Annotated in this window: 15 protein-coding genes; 3 read left to right on the top strand and 12 right to left on the bottom strand. The window is 67.9% G+C overall.

What is annotated here, in order from left to right:
* Positions 1-118: 118 nt before the first annotated feature.
* From AWC24_RS14865 to AWC24_RS14845, 5 genes are all read right to left on the bottom strand, one after another.
* A complete protein-coding gene (locus AWC24_RS14865; protein ID WP_085086177.1) occupies positions 119-1,204 on the bottom strand; it encodes a histidine phosphatase family protein in 1,086 nt (361 codons plus the stop codon).
* 126 nt (positions 1,205-1,330) lie between these two features.
* Positions 1,331-2,353, bottom strand: a complete 1,023-nt coding sequence (locus tag AWC24_RS14860) for a histidine phosphatase family protein (protein ID WP_085086175.1) — start codon at positions 2,351-2,353, stop codon at positions 1,331-1,333.
* A gap of 200 nt (positions 2,354-2,553) precedes the next feature.
* Positions 2,554-3,219 carry an enoyl-CoA hydratase gene (locus tag AWC24_RS14855; protein WP_085087066.1) on the bottom strand — a complete coding sequence of 222 codons (666 nt, stop codon included), beginning with the start codon at positions 3,217-3,219 and terminating at the stop codon, positions 2,554-2,556.
* The gene (locus AWC24_RS14850) at positions 3,216-4,034 is read right to left on the bottom strand and encodes an NUDIX hydrolase (protein WP_085086173.1); all 819 of its coding nucleotides are present in this window, start codon (positions 4,032-4,034) and stop codon (positions 3,216-3,218) included. The genes AWC24_RS14855 and AWC24_RS14850 overlap by 4 nt, the downstream gene beginning before the upstream one ends.
* Positions 4,031-4,885, bottom strand: a complete 855-nt coding sequence (locus AWC24_RS14845; protein ID WP_085086170.1) for an ABC transporter ATP-binding protein — start codon at positions 4,883-4,885, stop codon at positions 4,031-4,033. Before AWC24_RS14845 ends, AWC24_RS14850 begins: the two co-directional genes overlap by 4 nt.
* 162 nt (positions 4,886-5,047) lie before the next feature.
* Between AWC24_RS14845 and AWC24_RS14840 the strand changes: the two genes are divergently transcribed.
* Positions 5,048-6,430 (top strand): PE-PPE domain-containing protein, encoded by a 1,383-nt coding sequence (locus AWC24_RS14840; protein ID WP_085086168.1) that lies wholly within the window; start codon positions 5,048-5,050, stop codon positions 6,428-6,430.
* A 12-nt stretch (positions 6,431-6,442) separates the two neighbouring features.
* Here AWC24_RS14840 and serB read toward each other — a convergent pair whose 3' ends face one another.
* Together serB and ctaD are read right to left on the bottom strand one after the other, a co-directional pair.
* Entirely contained in the window at positions 6,443-7,669 is a 1,227-nt protein-coding gene (serB, locus tag AWC24_RS14835) for a phosphoserine phosphatase SerB (RefSeq protein ID WP_085087064.1), read from the bottom strand.
* Between the two features lie 58 nt (positions 7,670-7,727).
* Positions 7,728-9,452, bottom strand: coding sequence for an aa3-type cytochrome oxidase subunit I (gene ctaD / locus AWC24_RS14830; RefSeq protein WP_085087062.1), 1,725 nt, complete (start codon positions 9,450-9,452; stop codon positions 7,728-7,730).
* Positions 9,453-9,594: 142 nt separating this feature from the next.
* Between ctaD and AWC24_RS14825 the strand changes: the two genes are divergently transcribed.
* Entirely contained in the window at positions 9,595-10,671 is a 1,077-nt protein-coding gene (locus AWC24_RS14825) for an iron-siderophore ABC transporter substrate-binding protein (RefSeq protein WP_085086166.1), read from the top strand.
* Here the strand turns inward: AWC24_RS14825 and AWC24_RS14820 are convergent.
* Positions 10,664-12,493, bottom strand: a complete 1,830-nt coding sequence (locus tag AWC24_RS14820; RefSeq protein ID WP_234807385.1) for a DUF4139 domain-containing protein — start codon at positions 12,491-12,493, stop codon at positions 10,664-10,666. The two genes, AWC24_RS14825 and AWC24_RS14820, sit on opposite strands and share 8 nt — an antisense overlap.
* 204 nt (positions 12,494-12,697) lie before the next feature.
* Between AWC24_RS14820 and AWC24_RS14815 the strand changes: the two genes are divergently transcribed.
* Entirely contained in the window at positions 12,698-13,750 is a 1,053-nt protein-coding gene (locus AWC24_RS14815; RefSeq protein WP_085086162.1) for an NAD(P)-dependent alcohol dehydrogenase, read from the top strand.
* 28 nt (positions 13,751-13,778) lie between these two features.
* Here the strand turns inward: AWC24_RS14815 and AWC24_RS14810 are convergent, their stop codons facing one another.
* The 4 genes from AWC24_RS14810 to AWC24_RS14795 all read right to left on the bottom strand — a co-directional run bounded on the left by AWC24_RS14810 (position 13,779) and on the right by AWC24_RS14795 (position 18,132).
* Positions 13,779-14,186: a DoxX family protein gene (locus AWC24_RS14810; RefSeq protein ID WP_085086160.1), complete on the bottom strand. Its 408-nt coding sequence runs from the start codon at positions 14,184-14,186 to the stop codon at positions 13,779-13,781.
* A 35-nt stretch (positions 14,187-14,221) separates the two neighbouring features.
* Entirely contained in the window at positions 14,222-15,439 is a 1,218-nt protein-coding gene (locus AWC24_RS14805) for an MFS transporter (RefSeq protein WP_085086157.1), read from the bottom strand.
* A gap of 91 nt (positions 15,440-15,530) precedes the next feature.
* Positions 15,531-16,505 (bottom strand): class 1b ribonucleoside-diphosphate reductase subunit beta, encoded by a 975-nt coding sequence (nrdF, locus tag AWC24_RS14800; protein ID WP_109560488.1) that lies wholly within the window; start codon positions 16,503-16,505, stop codon positions 15,531-15,533.
* A 97-nt stretch (positions 16,506-16,602) separates the two neighbouring features.
* On the bottom strand, positions 16,603-18,132 hold the full coding sequence (locus AWC24_RS14795; RefSeq protein WP_085086155.1) for a flavin-containing monooxygenase: 1,530 nt from the start codon (positions 18,130-18,132) through the stop codon (positions 16,603-16,605).
* Positions 18,133-18,196 lie beyond the last annotated feature (64 nt).

The raw sequence follows: 18,196 nt of genomic DNA, 5'->3' as shown, positions 1-18,196 counted from the left end.
TTCGATCAGCTGAGCAATGCCCTTTCTCGGTGAATTCGACATCTCCGGTTCAGCCCGTGCTGACACGAAGCCGGGCGCAGCGGGTTTCCGCTGCGCCCGGCTCCGCTGTTGTTACGACCTAGCTCGCCAGGGCCTCCAGTGCGTCGCCCAGTGCGTCGGCCGCGCTGCTGCCGACGGTGTCGCCCAACGATCCGGTGATGGTGTCGATCACCGCCTGCGGGAACGCCGTGATCGCCGCGAACACGTCGTTGAAGCCGGTCTGCAGTGCGGCGGTGATGTCGGCGGGGTCGCCGCCCTGGATGGCCTCCCAGATATGCCAGCCGGCCATCTGTGGCGCGACCATCAGGTCGCGGAAGTCCACGAACAGCCCGGTGAGCAGGCCCGGATTCTCCGCCACCTCGGTTCCGTTCCAGCTGACCAGCGTCCAGCCGTCGGTCGGGTTGCCCTCGATCACGACCTGACCGGTGTTGGGCAGAATGCCTTGCAGCAGCGAAGTGAAGTAGAGCTCGAAGTCCGGGTTCTTGACGTTCATCATCACCCAGGTGGAGATCGACGCGGCGTGCGAGAACGCGACGCTGGTGAAGTCTCCGTCGGCGTCGGCGGCGCCGTTGCTGTAGATCTGTTCGACGGCGTCAGCGAACCGGTCCTGGAACGCCATGCCGTTCGGGTCGATCGTCGAACCCAACTGCGGCACCCAGTACTGGCCGAACATCCACGACAGCGGGCCGACCAGGTACAGCAACGCCATCAGCTGGTTGTCCTGCGAGGTGCCCTCGAGAAAGCCGGCGTTGAGCTCGTTGAGCCCCGACAGAATCGACACCGGGTGGTCCGGGGCGCCGGCTGCCGCCAGCCACTCGGTGGCGGTCTCCTGGGGTCGGAGGAACCCCGACGCGTAGATGCCGTTGTAGAAGTCCGGGTCGGCGAGGTGCTGCGGATTGGTGGGATCGGCGAGGTAGGCGGCCTGCTCGGCGCCTTCCTCGGTGATCGGCGCGCCCGGGGGCAGCGTCCCGATGATGCCTGCCACATTGTCCTCGGACTGGCCGTGCCGCACCAGGTCGAGCACCATGTCGACGGCGGTCAGCTCGATGGCGGGCATGGCGATGCCCGGCAACGGGCCTGAGATCGGGATGACCGGAGCGGCGGCCACCATGCCGGCGCCAACGAGCGCGACTCCGGTGGTGATCCACGGGCGGGTTTGGCGCATGACTTTCTCCTTCAGCGAATAGCATCACTTCCGTTACGATCCGATGCGTAGCGCAATGCTGTTTCTGAAGTTAACCCGTCAATTTACCTATGTCAATGCTTAAGCGGGCCGAAATCCCGCGGAAGCCTAGGCGCTGAACGCGTCGGTGAAGGTGTCGATCACTGCCTGCGGGAACGCGCTGATGGCAGCGACGACCTGATCGAACCCGGCTTCCAGCGCGGCGGCGATCTCGGCTTGGTCGCCGCCCTCGATCGCCTCCAGGATGTGCCACGTGGCGATCTGCGGGGCCGTGGTCAGATCCCGCCAGTCGACGAACAAGCCGGTGAACAGGTCCGGGGTGGCCGACACCTCGTGACCGTCCCAGCTGACCAGCGTCCAGCCGTCGGTCGGGTTGCCCTCGATGACCACCTGAGCGGCGTTGGCCAACGGACTGAGCGTCTTGATCCCTTCGCTGATGACCAGCCAGAGGTCGGGGTTCTTGACGTTCATCAGTGTCCAGATCGCAATGGTCCCGGCGTGCGCGAACGCCACGCTCGTCGTCGGGCTGTCCGGGTCGGAGATGGTGTTGCTGTAGATGGCCTCGATCGCCTCGGTGACGCGGTCGTTGAACACCACGCCGTTGACATCGATCGTCGATCCCAGTTGCGGCATCCAGTACTGACCCATGATCCACATGGCCGGCGCGAAGATGTAGCCGATCTGGGCGAGGGTGTCGAGCGACTGACCTTCCAGAAAGCCCCCGTGGAGTTCGTTGAGCCCGGCCAACGTGGTGATGTCCATGTTCAGCAGGTCGGCCAGCGGCTGTGCGGTGTCCTGGGCCCGCAGAAACTCCGAGGCGTAGATGCCGTCGATCCCGTCCGGGAACGCCTCCCGGATCTCGGGTGCGACGTCGGCCGCCTCCTGCTGCCCCAGCGCCGTCAGCGCCGCGCCGGGCGGGATGGTGCCCAGGACGTCCTCGGCGTTGTCCACCGACTCACCGTGTCGCACCAGGTCGAGCGTGATGTCCTGGGCGGCGAGCAGGATCTCGGCCGCGGCCGGGAGGGACCACGGCGCCGCGACCGGATTGACCACCGGCCCTGCCGCGACGGCGCTCGCGCTGACGAGCGCAACGGCGCCGGCGATCCAGGGGCGGGTGACACCTTGCTGCATTGACGTGTTCCTATCGGCGACCCCGCGGACTTCTCCGCGCCAACTTAAATGTTGGCTGATAGTAACATGAAAACGGACCATTTTCCGTGAAGGCGAACGACGCACGCCGAAGCGCGAGAAGGACGGCGAAGCGGTCCGGGATTCGCGTCGGGCAACCGCCCAACCGCACGCCGTGCTGTGATTCAGTTCACAGTCGCGAGCTAGGGCTGGTCGACGGATCCGTCGATCGCGGATTTGATCGCGGCCAAGGCCTGCAGCGGGGTGTCGACGAAGCGCCCGGCCCACTTGACCGCCGCGTCATAGACGCCGTCAGGGGCCACCATGTCGTCGACCACTCCCAGCGCCAGCGCCTCTTCGGCGTCGAAGAACCGCCCGCTGTACGCCAGTTCCTTGGCGCGGCTCGCGCCGATGGTGTGCGCCAACCGGGCCAGCCCGGCCACCTCGGGAACCAGGCCGGCCAGAATCTCGGTGGCGCCGAACTTGACGTTGTCGCCGCTGATCCGCCAGTCCGCGGCCAGCGCCAGCGCCAGGCCGCTGCCCAGCGCGTAGCCGGTGACCGCCGCGACCGTCGGCTTGCCGATGGCCGCCACGGCCTGCACGGCATCGTGGCGGACGCGGGCGAACTGCTCGGCCTCGGCGGCGATCAGGGTGCGCAGTTCGGGCACGTCGTCGCCGGCACAGAAGATCTCGTGCCCGCCGAACAACACCACTGCAGCGACGTCGTCACGGGTCGACACCTCCACCGTGGCCTCGGTGATCTCCCGGTAGACCTGCCGGGTCAAGGCGTTGGTCGGCGGACGCGACAGCACCAGGGTGGCAACCCCGGGGGCATCCGATGAGGTGTGGACGGAAACGAATTCGCTCATCCGGGCCACCGTTTACCGCGCGCCGCGTTGTAGCGCTCCGAGTTGAAGAATTCGATCTCCCAGTTGTCGCCGTGACGAGTCAGCCCCGGCTGCGTCACCACGATCTCGCGTTCCAGCGCCAGCACGTCCTCGACGCTGCGACCGGCCAGCGAATCCAGTTGGGTCCAGGTCGGCGGCAGCAGGAAGCTGCGTCCGGCCGCGAAATCCTCGATCGCGGCGTCGGGGGTGAGCCAGCCGGCCCGGTCGGATTCGGTGTTCTCACCGTCGGCCCGCTGCCCGACCGGCAGTCCGGCCACGAAGAAGTAGGTGTCATAGCGGCGGGTGCGCTCGGCTTCCGGCGTCACCCAGTTCGCCCACGGCCGCAGCAACTCGGCGTGCAGCACCAGGTTCTCGGTGCGCAGGAAGTCGGCGAACGACAACTCGCCGACGGCCAGTGCGCGGCGGGCGTCGGAGTACACCGAGGCATCGCCGACCACGCGCCGCGAGTCGTCGGCCGGCCCGGCGAACAGCACACCGGCTTCCTCGAAGGTCTCCCGCACCGCCGCGCACACCAGCGCCGCGGCCAGGTCCACGTCAACGCCGAAACGCTGTGCCCACCAGGCCGGCTCCGGACCGAACCAGGCGACCTCGGCACTGCGATCCCGGTCGTCGACACCGCCGCCGGGAAACACCATCACGCCCGCGGCGAACTCCATGGCGGCGTGACGGCGCATCAAAAACACGTCCAGGGGCCCGCGCCCGCTGTCCCCGTTGCGCACCAGCATCACCGTGGCCGCTGGTCGCGTCGGCAGCGGTGGTGGCTGCGGAGCGCTCATGCGCGCCTCCGGTGCGCTGCCCGGCTGCGGGTTCGGCGGGCGAAATACCGCCCGTCGATGACGTCCAGGGAGATCGACTGGCCGAACGCGGCCGACAGATTCTCGGCGGTCAGCACATCGCTGAGCAGGCCGGCGGCCACGGTGCGGCCCTCCGCCAGCAGCAGGCAGTGACTGAATCCGATCGGGATCTCCTCGACGTGATGGGTGACCAGCACCAGCGCCGGGGCGTCGGGGTCGGCGGCCAGATCGGCCAGCCGGGCCACCAGTTCCTCGCGCCCGCCCAGGTCGAGCCCGGCCGCCGGCTCGTCGAGCAGCAGCAGTTCCGGATCGGTCATCAGCGCGCGGGCGATCAGCACCCGCTTGCGCTCGCCCTCGGACAGCGTGCCGTAGGTGCGGTCGGCCAGGTGCTCGGCGCCGAGACTTTCCAGCAGGTCGATCGCGCGCTCGTGGTCGACGGCGTCGTAGCGTTCCCGCCACCGCCCCAGCACCGCATAGCCCGCCGAGATGACCAGATCGCTGACCGTTTCGTTGTCCGGTATCCGCTGTGCCAGCGCCGCGGAGCTCAGGCCCACCCGGGCGCGCAGCTCGGTGGTGTCGACCCGCCCGAGCTGTTCACCGAGCACGAAGGCGACGCCGGAGGACGGATGCTCGGTGGCAGCGGCGATCCGCAGCAGCGACGTCTTGCCGGCCCCGTTCGGCCCGATGATCACCCAGCGTTCGTCGAGTTCGACCGACCAGTCCAGTGGACCCACCATGGTTCGGCCGTCACGGCGCAGCGAAATCCCCTCGAAGTGGATCAACAGGTCTGGATCGGCCGCTGCGGGGTGGCCGGGGCGTCCGGTGTCGGGCACGGCCCTATGGTGCCGTACCCGGCCCCCTCGGCGACCGACGGGGGTGCCGGTGGCCCCGGGTGCGCCGAAAAAAGCTGCCCGGCAGGAACCGGCGGGCCGATGTTGTAACTTGAATCACAGTTAGCGCACACCTGTGCCTCGGTTACCGTTCAGGGGGCTCCCATGGTTCGTGGTTCCGGCGCAATCGCCGTCATCCTCACCGGCGCCTGCCTGTTCAACTCCCCCGCCCCGCCGGCGAGGGCCGCCGAGGTGCAGTCGCTGCGGCTCGCCTCGTCCATGGGCGGCGGTACCGCGCTGATTCTGGGCCCCAGCGGCATCTCGACCCCCAGTCAGGGCTACGCCGATCTCGTCAACGAGTTGTACCTGGCACCGCACGGCTTCACCGGCACCACCGAGATCCTGACCACCCCCCAGGGGCTGTACCCGTTCCTGGGCCCGTTCGGCGAGACCCTGGACAGATCACTGGTACAGGGCAATGAGGTCCTCGAGGCGGCGATCCTCGAACAGATCGCCGGCGGCCACGTCGACGCCGACAACCCGGTGGTGGTGTTCGGGTGGTCGCAAAGCGCGGTGATGTCCGCACAGCTGATGCAGCAACTCGCCGACCAGGGCGTACCGAGCGACTACGTCCACTTCGTCCTGCTCGGTGATGAGACCGTGCCCAACGGCGGCATGCTGGCCCGCTTCGATCTGCCGCTCGGGACGAACCCGACCATCCCCAGTCTGGGCCTGACATTCAGCGGCGCGCAGCCGACGACGCTGTTCCCGGCCGTCGTCTACACCCATGAGTACGACGGGTTCGCGTCCTTCCCGCAGTACCCGATCAACTTCCTGTCGGTGCTCAACGCCGTGATGGGCATCCTCTTCCAGCACAGCACCTATCTGGGGCTGACCCCCGAGCAGATCGCCGACGCCGTGCTGCTGCCGACCTCGGGGCCCGACGTGCTGACCGACTACTACATGATCCCGACAGAGACCCTTCCCCTGCTGGCGCCCCTGCAGCTGCTGCCGTTCATCGGCAACCCGCTGGTCGACCTGCTGCAGCCGGCCCTGCGGGTGCTGGTGAACCTGGGCTACGGCAACATCGAGAACGGCTGGAGCCCCGGCTTCGCCGACGTCCCCACCGGGCTGGGCTTCCTGCCGGATGCCAGTGTGCTGCAACAGGTTCCACAAGCGTTTGCCAACGGTGTCCAACAGGGCATCACCGACTTCTTCGCCCGGTTGGCCGATCCGGACAACTACGTCTACTCGCTGCCGGCCTGGGCCCAGCAACTGCTCAACGAGGCGCAGTTCCTTGCGGGCAGCGAATTCTCAGTACTGTCCATGGTGCCCACCACCTGGCAGGATCTCTTCGAGACCTTCCCTCCGCACACCGGCATTCCGCCGCTGGACATGCTCAGCGCAGTGTTGTTCACCCTGCCCGAGTACAACTACGAGATCTTCGCCTCCGAACTCGCCGACGGCAACCTGCTCGACGCGATCGGCATTCCGCTGGCCGCCGACCTGGGGCTGCTGCCGCTGATCATCGTCGGTGCGCTGTTCTGATCCGGCCCCGGGTCATGCCGGCGGGATCTCGACGCGGCGCAGCACTCCGTCGTGGGCGTCGGCGGCCTCGATCTCGGCGCGGGTGACACCCAACAGGAACAGCACCGTGTCCAGATACGGGTAGCTCAACGAGGCATCAGCGACCTCGCGCAACGCCGGTTTGGCATTGAACGCCACACCCAACCCGGCGGTGGTCAGCATGTCGATGTCGTTGGCGCCGTCACCGACGGCGACGGTCTGCTCCAGGGGCACGCCGGCCTTCTCGGCGAACTCCCGCAGCGCATCGGCCTTTCCGGGCCGATCCACCACCGGCCCGATCACCCGGCCGGTGAGTCTGCCGTCGACGATCTCCAACTCGTTGGCGGCCACGAAGTCCAGCTGCAGTTCGTCGGCCAGCGGTGCGATCACCTGCCGGAAGCCCCCGGAGACCACCCCGCACTTGAAGCCGAGCCGGCGCAGCGTGCGCAACGTGGTGCGGGCACCCGGGGTGAGCTCGATCTGCTCGCCCACTTCGTCGATGACATCGGCGGGCAGGCCCGCCAGGGTCGCCACCCGGTGGTGCAGCGACTCGGCGAAGTCGAGTTCGCCGCGCATCGCTGCCTCGGTGATCGCCGCGACCGCGTCGCCGGCGCCGGCTCGGGCGGCCAGCATCTCGATGACCTCGCCCTGGATCAGGGTGGAGTCGACGTCGAAGACGATCAGCCGCTTGGTCCGCCGCGACAGGCTGGCATCTTGGAATGCCACGTCGACGCGCTGCTGCGCGGCGACCTGGCTCAGCGCCGACTGCAACCGGCCCGATGCGCCGCCCGGCACCGATACCCGCAGTTCCAGACCGGTCACCGGGTAGTCCGAGACGCCCCGGATCATGTCGATATTGGCATCGATCTCGGCGATCTCGCGGGCCAGTGCTCCCAGCGCAGCCGGAGCCACCGGCCGTCCCAGCACCACGATCCGGTGCGTGGACGGCACCGCGATGATCGGGGCGTCGTCGCCGCGTTGGATCGTGACATCCAGGCCGACGCCGTGGATGGCCGCGGTGACCTCGGCCGCCAACGTCGTTCCGTCGGCCACCTCCGGTGGCGCCGACACCAGCACGCCCAGCGTCAGCCGGCCGCGGACCACGACCTGTTCAACGTTGAGCAGCTCGACCGGGTACTGCGACAGCACCTCGAAGAGCGCTGACGTCACGCCCGGCTGATCCACGCCGGTGACGGTGATCAACACCGGCAGCTTGGGCACGCTCACCCGCGGCGGCTGGCCGACCGGACCCGGCGCCGCCTCACCCCCGACGGATTCATCAGACCGGGGTGGGCTCGTACACCTCGTCGCCGGGGTGACGGCCGACGTGTGCCTCGGCACGGAGCCGATCGATCATGTGCGGGTAGTGCAGTTCGAATGCCGGCCGCTCCGAACGGATCCGGGGCAGTTCGGTGAAGTTGTGCCGCGGCGGCGGGCAACTGGTCGCCCATTCCAGCGAGTTGCCGTAGCCCCACGGGTCATCGACGGTCACCACCTCGCCGTAGCGCCAGCTCTTGAACACGTTCCAGGTGAAGGCGAGCATCGAGGCACCCAGGATGAACGCCCCGACGGTGGAGACGATGTTGAACGGCTGGAACCCGTCGGTGGGCAGGTAGTCGGCGTAGCGGCGCGGCATCCCCATGTTGCCCAGCCAGTGCTGGATCAAGAACGTGGTGTGGAAGCCGATGAACGTCAGCCAGAAGTGCAGCCTGCCCAGCCGCTCGTCGAGCAGCCGGCCGGTCATCTTCGGGAACCAGAAGTAGATCCCGGCGAACGTGGCGAACACGATGGTGCCGAACAGCACGTAGTGGAAGTGCGCGATCAAGAAGTAGCTGTCACTGACGTGGAAGTCGATCGGCGGGCTGGCCAGCATCACCCCGGTCAGGCCACCGGCCAAGAAGGTGACGATGAAGCCGAGTGAGAACAGCATCGGCGTCTCGAACGTCATCTGACCCCGCCACATGGTGCCGATCCAGTTGAAGAACTTCAGTCCGGTCGGGATGGCGATCATCAGGGTCAGCAGCGCGAAGAACGGCAGCAGCACGGCGCCGGTGGCGTACATGTGGTGCGCCCACACCGCCGTCGACAGGCCGGCGATGCTCATCGTCGCGTACACCAGGGTGACGTAGCCGAAGATCGGCTTGCGGGCGAACACCGGGATCACTTCGCTGACGATGCCGAAGAACGGCAGCGCGATGATATAGACCTCGGGATGGCCGAAGAACCAGAACAGGTGTTGCCATAGCAACTCGCCACCGTTGGCGGAGTCATAGATATGCCCGCCCAGGTGCCGGTCGACGGCCAGGCCCAGCAGCGCCGCGGTCAGCAGCGGGAAGACGATCAGCACCATGATCGAGGTGACCAGGATGTTCCAGGTGAAGATCGGCATCCGGAACATCGTCATCCCGGGGGCCCGCATGCAGGCCACGGTGGTGATCATGTTGACCCCGCCCAGGATGGTGCCCAGGCCGGCGACGGCCAGGCCCATGATCCACAGGTCAGCGCCGGCGCCCGGTGAGTGCACCGCGTTGCTCAGCGGGGTGTAGCCGGTCCAGCCGAAGTCGGCCGCACCGCCCGGGGTGATGAAACCGGCCAGTGCGATCGTCGCGCCGAACACGAACAGCCAGAACGAGAACGCGTTGAGGCGCGGGAAGGCCACGTCCGGCGCCCCGATCTGCAGCGGCAGCACCAGGTTGGCGAAGCCGAACACGATCGGGGTGGCATAGAACAGCAGCATGATCGTGCCGTGCATGGTGAACAGCTGGTTGAACTGCTCGTTGGACAGGAACTGCAGTCCGGGTGCGACCAGCTCGGTGCGCATCAGCAGCGCCAGCAGGCCGCCGATGAAGAAGAAAACCATGCAGGCGACGCAGTACATGATGCCGATCAGCTTGTGGTCGGTGGTCGTGACCATCTTGTACAGCAGGCTGCCCTTGGGGCCCAGCCGCGGCGGGAACGGCCGACTGGGCTCGAGTTCTGCGCGCGGGGGTGCTTCGGCGGTCAAGATTCCTCCAAACATGGGCATCCCGTGGTCTTGGGTCGAATCCTAACCCCGAGCAACGCCCCGCCGGTATAGGCCTCCTACAAAACGTCGTATTCGTCTCACCGGTGGGCGCGGCGCCGGTCGGTGTTACCGTCACCGCGTGATGAGGGCGGACCGGCGGGCGGTGTCGGCGGCGGCACTGGCCGTACTGGTGGTCGCGGCCTCGGGATGCGGGGGCAAGAGCGCCGAGACGGCCCCGACCGCCACCACCACGACCATGGTCGCCGGGGCCGGGGTGCTCGGCAATGACCGCCGGCCCGACGAGTCCTGCGCGGCGGAGCCGGCCCGCGCGGACCCGGGTCCAGCGATGCGCACGGTTCACAATGCGGCCGGGGTGGAACCACCCGGTGTCGAGGTCCCCGAGGAGCCGGAGCGCATCGTGGTGCTCTCCGGTGACCAGCTCGATGCGCTGTGCGCCCTGGGACTGCAGTCCCGCATCGTCGGCGCCGCGCTGCCGGACGACTCGGAGCACCAGCCGTCATACCTGGGCGCCGTGGTGCACGACCTGCCGGCGGTGGGCAGCCGCAGCCAGCCCGACATCGACGCGATCGCCGCGCTGCGTCCGGATCTGATCTTGGGCGCCCAAGGCCTGACGCCCGGCTATTCGGAGCTGGCGTCGATCGCCCCGACTGTGTTCACCGGGGCGCCGGGCGCGGCGTGGGAGGACAACCTGCGCGGTGTCGGCGCTGCCACCGCGCGCAGCGGCGCGACCGATGCGGTGCTCGACAGGTTCGGCCAGACCGCCGCTGAAACCGGCCAAGCCGGCGATGCCACCCACTTCCAGGCGTCGGTCGTGGTGCTCACCGACGCCGGTGTGCGGGTGTACGGGGCGGCCAACTTCGCTGCCAGTGTGCTCAAGGCCGTCGGTGTGGACCGGCCGCCGGCACAGCGGTTCACCGACCAGCCCTACATCGAGATCGCGGCCAGCGATGCCGACCTGGCCGGCCGGGCGGACTTGTCGGCGGCCGACGGTGACATCGTCTACGTCTCGTTCGCCTCGCCGGCGGCCAAAGCACGGGCGGCCGCCGTGTTCGACAGCGTGTCCTGGCGCCGGCTGGCGGCCAACCGTGACAGCCGGGTGTTCGTGGTCAACAACGAGGTGTGGCAGACCGGGCGGGGACCGATCGCCGCCCTCGGAGTGGTCGACGACCTGCACTGGCTGAACGCACCCATCAATTAGGCGGCCCCTGCCCGATCACCCGCCGCAGTTCGGCCGACGCCTGCTCCCTGGCCGCGGCTGCGTCCTCGCGTAGCCGGCGCATCTCGGAGTCCAGACCGCTGACCCGGTGCTGCAGGTCGTTCAGTTCGCGCACCTGCCTGGCCCGCAGGTCCCCTTCGGCGCCGTCGGTTCCGAGCACCTGCAGTTGCTCGGCGATGCGGCTCTGCGCGGTGTAGAGCGCGTCGCGCTGCTCTTCGGCCTCGTCGCATTGCTCGTCGAGCCGGCGAGCCGTGTTCTGGTGCTCCAGTACCTGCCGGAGCGCGTTGACCGTCTTCCGGCCCAGCGAGCGGCCCGCCAGCCAGTCCTCCAGTCGGCCCGGCTCCAGGTCCTCGTAGTCGATCTCCGAGGAGATCGGCCAGCTCTCCAGCACCGTCGCCTCGGCGGTCTGGTGCCCGGGAACCGTGACGCTGAAGCGGCGCCACCGCCCGTCCTGGCCGGCCTCGGCGGCACCATCCTGCGCGGTCACCGAATGGCCCGGGGACACCGCCAACTCGAAGATGACGTCGACCGGGTCGTCGTGGTCGTTCTCGGCGGTCAAGGTGTGCCACCGCTCGCGACGCTGCTCCTCGACGACCGCGTGGTCCGTCAGCCGAATCCGGGTGGTGACCGTCCGCAGCGTCGCTTCGCGGCGGCAGCGCACCGCGAGATCCTTGGCGAAGGCCAGCCGCACGTCGGCGCCGCGGGCGGTGAAGTCCAGCATGGCTTCTCCGGCATAGCCGTCCTGCTCGTAAACCACGGCGGGGCCCTCCTCGAGCACCAGGCCGGTGGTGTTGGTGAACGCCAGCACGATGTCGGGGGCGGCCCCGCGGTCTTCCCGCCAGACCACCTCTCGGCGCCCTGCATCGACGGGCGCCGCCGCCAACGGCACCATCGCCGCCCCGCCCCGCTTCAGCGACAGCGGGGTGGCCAGCCGGTATTCGAAATACTCACCGCGGTCCGCGGTTTCGACCTCCGCCACGGACTCGTCGTAGGCGCCTGCCGACGAGGGCAAGCCGTCCGGAACCGCCGACGCGAGCGGCATGCCTTCGCGCCCCCGCCGCGGCGCCGCGGCGCGCTCACTTTCGGCCACCACCACCCGCTGCACCCGCCGGCCGTGGTAGAGATCGATGTCGAACGAGATCGGTTGGCCGGTGGTCAAAGTCACCGCGACGTCGGTCAGATCCTCATCGATCGGATTGTGGATGATGCCGGTCGCGATCAGCGTCACGGTGTCGCCGTCGCGGATCGCCCGATAGGAGACCCGCCACATCGGCGCGGCGACGATGTAGGACACCCGCACGTCGTCGGCGGCGCCACGGATCTGCACCGTGACGTCGCAGTTGCGGCCGGCCGTGGCGGTGCGGGACCGGTCGATCAGGAATTCCAGGTCGTCTCTGGACGGTGCCTCGAGCAGTTCGATGCGACGGGCGTCGGTCAGGTCGACCAGGCTGATCACGCCGGAATCGGCCCGAAGCACCAGCAGTCGCCGGGCCGGCTCACCGGCGAGGTCGTCCACGCCGATCACCTCACCGCGGTGCGCCTGCTCGCCGGCGTAGACCTCGACGGCCCGGCCGCGCAGCGCGTCGAGCAGATCGACCAGCGCCTCCCCGGAGTCCAGGAGCAGGTTGCGGTCGGCCAACTCGGTACGTGGATCGGTGGGGGTGTCGAAGGACACCGCCCCTACCGATGCACCGCCGGCGACGGCGTGCACGGTCAGCGACTTCAGCACGTCTTTCATGTCGTCGCGACGGAATGTCAGTTCGAAGTCGCCGTCGACCGGGCCGCTGCGGCCCACGAAAGCCACGCCATGCTTATAGAGAACCAGTCGGTCAACCTTGGGACGTCTGTTCATACCCGGACCCTAATCTCGGGCGCCGACACCGTGCGGGTACCGGGCGCCGGGGTGAGCGGTGACCGAATTCACCGCGGCCGGACAACCGCTCCACCAATAAACTTTGCTAAGCTATGTTTTTATGCTTGATGCAGATCTGAAGAGGGATTTCCACTGATGAGCACCGTTTCCGCTTACGCCGCCACCTCGCCGGAGGCGCCACTGACCAAGACCACCATCACCCGCCGCGACCCCGGCCCGCACGACGTCGCCTTCGACATCGCCTTCGCCGGCATCTGCCACTCCGACATCCACACCGTCAAGGCCGAGTGGGGCCGCCCGCAGTATCCCCTGGTCCCCGGCCACGAGATCGCCGGTGTGGTGACCGCAGTCGGCGCGCAGGTCACCAAGTTCAAGGTCGGTGACCGCGTCGGTGTGGGTTGCTTCGTCGACTCGTGCCGCGAGTGCCCCAGCTGCCTGGCCGGCCACGAGCAGTACTGCACCGGCGGCGGCATGGTCGGCACCTACGCCGGCGTCGACCGCGACGGGCAGCCCACCCAGGGCGGCTACAGCGGCGCGATCATCGTCGACGAGAACTACGTGCTGAGCATCCCGGACGAGATTCCGCTGGATGCCGCCGCGCCGCTGCTGTGCGCCGGGGTCACCACCTACTCGCCGCTGCGCCACTGGAATGTCGGTAAAGGCAAGCGAATTGCGGTCGTCGGCCTCGGCGGACTGGGTCACCTGGCCGTCAAGCTCGGCACGGCGATGGGCGCCGAGGTGACCGTGTTGTCCCAATCCCTGAAGAAGATGGAGGACGGGCTGCGGTTGGGCGCCGAGCACTACTACGCCACCAGCGAACCCGAAACGTTCAAGAAGCTGCGCGGCAACTTCGACGTCATCCTCAACACCGTCTCGGCGAGCCTGGACCTGGGCGCGTACCTGAACCTGCTCACCCTGGACGGCACGCTGGTCGAGCTGGGCATGCCCGAGGGTTCGCTGGCGGTGCCGCCGGGCCCGCTGGTCCGGATGCGCCGCAGCGTGTCGGGGTCCTTGATCGGCGGGATCGCCGAGACCCAGGAGATGCTGAACTTCTGCGCCGAGCACGGCGTGCGCCCCGAGATCGAAGTGATCGAACCCGATTACGTCAACACCGCCTACGAGCGGGTGCTGGCCTCCGACGTGCGCTACCGCTTCGTCATCGATACCGCGTCGCTGCGCGGCGCCTAGCCCGGCCGCGGACGGTCGGCGGGGCCGCTCAGCTGCGGCGAATCCCCAGCACCCGTAGCAGTTCGGGCCGGCGCAGCACGAGCGCGATCCACACCAGCACACCGACGTAGACCCCGGACAGCACGAAGCCGGCCAGCGGTTTGTCGCCGTGCAGGTTGATCGTCACCGCTCCGCCCAGGTAGGCGGTCAGGCCCACGGCGCCCAGCACCGCGGTTCGCGGGATCAAGAAGGCGATCAGGCAGGCCAGCAGAACCCAGCCGATGACAGCGGTCTTGTCCGGGGAGAAGCCCAGTGCTTCGGTACCTTCGCGGGCGAACGACATTCCCACGATCTTCGGGATGGCGTCGATCGCGAAGAACAACCCGAGCACCGCGGTGATCACCGCTCCGGTGATCCATGCCCGGGAACGTGGCGTGCGGTCGGTCTCCGTGGTCATCGTGGTCTCCTGACTTCGATCGCCTGACCGCAACACTAGGCGCGGACCGGGGTGTCCGGCTCGCGGGCGCGCAGGAACACCGCGGTGTAGACGAACAGCAGCACCGCGGTGGCGACCAGCATCATCAACCCCACCGCGTAACTGTTCCGGGCCGCGTCGTAGGTCGCGCCCATCACCAGCGGCGGGAAGTAGCCGCCCAGTCCGCCGAAGGCCGCGACGATCCCGGTCACCGAGCCGACCGAGCCGGCCGGGGCCCGGTGGGAAACCCAGGCGAACACCCCGCCGGTACCGATGCCCAGCGCCACCGCCAGCGGCAGGAACGTCAGGCCCGACCAGATGTCGGCCGGCGGCTTGAACACCGAGATCAGGGTCTGCACCGCGATCCCGGCCAGCGAGGCCAGCACCACATACTTGGGCGCGATGTGGTCGGCCAGGGTCCCGCCGACCAGCCGGGCCAGCACGGCGGCCAGCGCGAACGCCGCGGTGCGCTCCCCCGCGCCGACCTGCGAGAACTGGTAGACCGCCTTGATGTAGATCGGCAGGTAGCTGGAGAACGCCACGAACCCGCCGAACACCAGGCCGTAGAGCAGCGACATCTCCCAGGTCACCCGCAGCCGGGCCGCCGCCTTCAGCTTCGGCAGCACCGGCGCGGTGTTGGGCACGAAACGCGGGCCGTTGCGCATCAGCACCACGCACAGCAGTACCGAAATCGCCAGGGCCGCAGCGACGACCAGGTGGGTGGCGAACAGGCCGACCGATGTCACCAACCGCGGGGTGACGAACGCCGATACCGCGGTTCCGACCATCCCCATACCGAACACTCCGGTGGCGAAACCGCGGCGTTGCGGGGCAAACCAGTTGTTGGCGAACGGAATTCCGATGGCGAACACGGTTCCGGCCACGCCGAGGAAGAACGCGGCCACAAGTATCAGCGGATAGGAGCCGATCTGCGCCGCATAGCCGACCACGAGCACCGGCACGATCGAGGCCAGCGACACCCCGATGAACATGGCGCGGCCCCCGAACCGGTCGGTCATCGGCCCGGTGACGGTCCGGCCCAGCGCGCCGATCAGGATCGGCGTCGCCACCAGCAGCGCCTGCTGGTTGGAGCTCAACGACATCCGGGTGGCGTACTGCGTCGAGAGCGGTCCGACCAGGTTCCACGCCCAGAAGCAGATCACCGAGACCCAGGTGCCCAGGAGCAGGTTGACGAGCTGCGATCTCCTGGATTCCGGGGTGCCAGCGACCGTCATGCGGTCATGAAAACACGGCCCGGGGCCGGGTCAGGCAGATTCAGCCCGTCACGTTGCGGACTTTCAGCATCGGCGCCGGGGTATCAGCGGCTCAGAACTCCCAGTCCTCGTCTTCAGTGATGACGGCCTTGCCGATCACGTACGACGAGCCCGACCCGGAGAAGAAGTCGTGGTTCTCGTCGCCGTTGGGGCTCAGCGCCGACAGGATCGCCGGATTGACGTCGGTCTCATCCCGCGGGAACAGCGCCTCATAGCCGAGGTTCATCAGCGCCTTGTTGGCGTTGTAGCGCAAGAACTTCTTGACGTCCTCGGTGAGTCCCACCCCGTCGTAGAGATCCTGGGTGTATTCGACCTCGTTGTCGTAGAGCTCGAAGAGCAGCTCGTAGGTGTAGTCCTTGAGCTCGGCGCGCTTGGCCTCGTCCAGGGTGGCCAGCCCGCGCTGGAACTTGTAGCCGATGTAGTAGCCGTGCACCGCCTCGTCGCGGATGATCAACCGGATCACGTCGGCGGTGTTGGTCAGCTTGCCCCGGCTCGACCAGTACATCGGCAGGTAAAACCCGGAGTAGAACAGGAAGCTCTCCAGCAAGGTGGAGGCCACCTTGCGCTTCAGCGGCTCATCCCCGCGGTAGTACTGCATGACGATGGCGGCCTTGCGCTGCAGGTTGGTGTTCTCCTCCGACCACCGGAACGCCTCGTCGATCTCATTGGTCGAGCACAGCGTGGAGAAGATCTGGCTGTAGCTCTTGGCGTGCACCGACTCCATGAACGCGATGTTGGTGTAGACCGCTTCCTCGTGCGGGGTGATGGCGTCGGGGATCAGGCTGACGGCGCCGACGGTGCCCTGGATGGTGTCCAGCAGCGTCAGGCCGGTGAAGACCCGCATGGTGAGCTGCTTCTCCTCGTCGGTGAGCGTCCCCCAGGAGGGCAGGTCGTTGGAGACCGGCACCTTCTCGGGAAGCCAGAAGTTTCCGGTCAAGCGATCCCAGACCTCGAGGTCCTTGTCGTCTTGCACCCGGTTCCAGTTGATCGCTGACACCCGGTCGATCAGCTTCAGTTTTTCGCTCACCAGAACCCCATTTCACCCGCGGAAAGCTAGGCCTCCGACACTACCCCTGGGGGCCGACAACCCGTGGCAACACAAGAAGTTGTGTCTGCGTGTCGCGTCAGCCGGCTCCGGAGAAGCGGTACTCGTCCGGGCGCAGCTTGCGGGTGACGCGGCGATACTGCCATGTCATGCCGCTCCACAGCGTCCGGTTGACGCCGTGCTCGTCGAGGTACCAGCTGCGGCAGCCGCCGGTGTTCCACACCGACCCGCCCAACTGCTGCTGCAGTTCGTCGTTGAAACGGTCCTGGGCGGCACGGGTCGGCGCCAGCGCCTGCGCCCCGACGGCGTCGACCGCGGCGATCGCTTCGGCGACGTAGTGGATCTGCGACTCGATCATGATCACCACCGAGGTGTGCCCCAGGCCGGTGTTGGGACCCAGCAGGAAGAACAGGTTGGGCATGTCGGCGACCGCGACGCCCCGGTGCGCCACCACCCCTTCGGTGTTCCACCGGTCCACCAGGTCCTCGCCGCCCGGCCCCTTGATGTCGACGTAGGTGTAGGAGTCGGTGACGTGGAAGCCGGTGGCGTAGATGATGACGTCGCACGGGTGCGCCACACCGTCGGCGGTGACGATGCCCCCGGCGGTGATCTTCTCGATGCGCTCGGTGATCAGCTGCGCCTTCGGGTTGGCGACCGCCTGGTAATAGTTGGGCGCGTAAAGGATTCGTTTGCAGCCTGCCCGATAGCTCGGGGTGAGTTTGCGGCGCAGTTCCTTGTCGCCGACGTTGCGGCGGATGTTCCAGCGGCCGACCAGCTCGACCGCCCGCAACAGGCCCGGACGCCGGGTCATGGCATAGCCCAGTCCCTCCAGCCCGCAGTAGATCCCGGCGCGCACCGCACGGCGCAGGCCCGGGATGGTCGAGAACGCCGTCAGCAGCGCCCGGGGAAACGGGCTGTTGGGCCGCGGCACCACCCACGGCGGGGTGCGCTGGTACAGCTGCACCTGGGCCACCTTCGCATCGTCGCGAACCAGCTCGGGCACGATCTGGATGGCGCTGGCACCGGTGCCGATCACCGCGACTCGCTTGCCGGTCAGGTCGATGCTGTGATCCCACTGCGCGGAATGGAAAGCCGCCCCGGCGAAGTCGTCCCTGCCGTCGATGTCGGGCAACCGCGGGATATGCAGTGCGCCGGCACCGGAGATCAGGAACTGGGCGCAGAACTCCTGGCCGGTGGTGGTGAACACGTGCCAGCGGAATTCGTCGTCGTCCCAGTGCGCCCGCTCGACCTGCGACCCGAACCGGATGTGGCGGAGCAATCCGTGCTTGTCGGCGACGCCCCGCAGGTAATCCAGGATCTCCGGCTGCGGCGAGAACAGTTTGCTCCAGGTCGCCTTCGGCTCGAAGGAGAAGGAGTACAGGTGCGACGGGACGTCGCAGGCGCAGCCGGGGTAGGTGTTGTCACGCCAGGTTCCGCCGATGTCGTCGGCCTTCTCCAGGATCAGGAAGTCGACGCCGCGGCGTTGCAGCTCGATGCCCATGCCGAGTCCGGAGAATCCGGTTCCGATGATCAGCGCACGGGTTTGCACCGGCTTGTCGCCGGGGGTTTCGCGCGCCGGACGCTCGGCTTCCTGCTTGACAACGGACATCTCACACCACTTTCCGGGAACGCCGGTACTGGGTATTTTCCAGTGTCGCCACGGCAGCGGTAGG

This window comes from Mycolicibacter senuensis, assembly GCF_002101885.1.
Classification (GTDB): Bacteria; Actinomycetota; Actinomycetes; order Mycobacteriales; family Mycobacteriaceae; genus Mycobacterium; species Mycobacterium senuense.
Note: the sequence above shows the minus strand (reverse complement) of the source record. Positions and strands in the feature narration are given on the sequence as shown.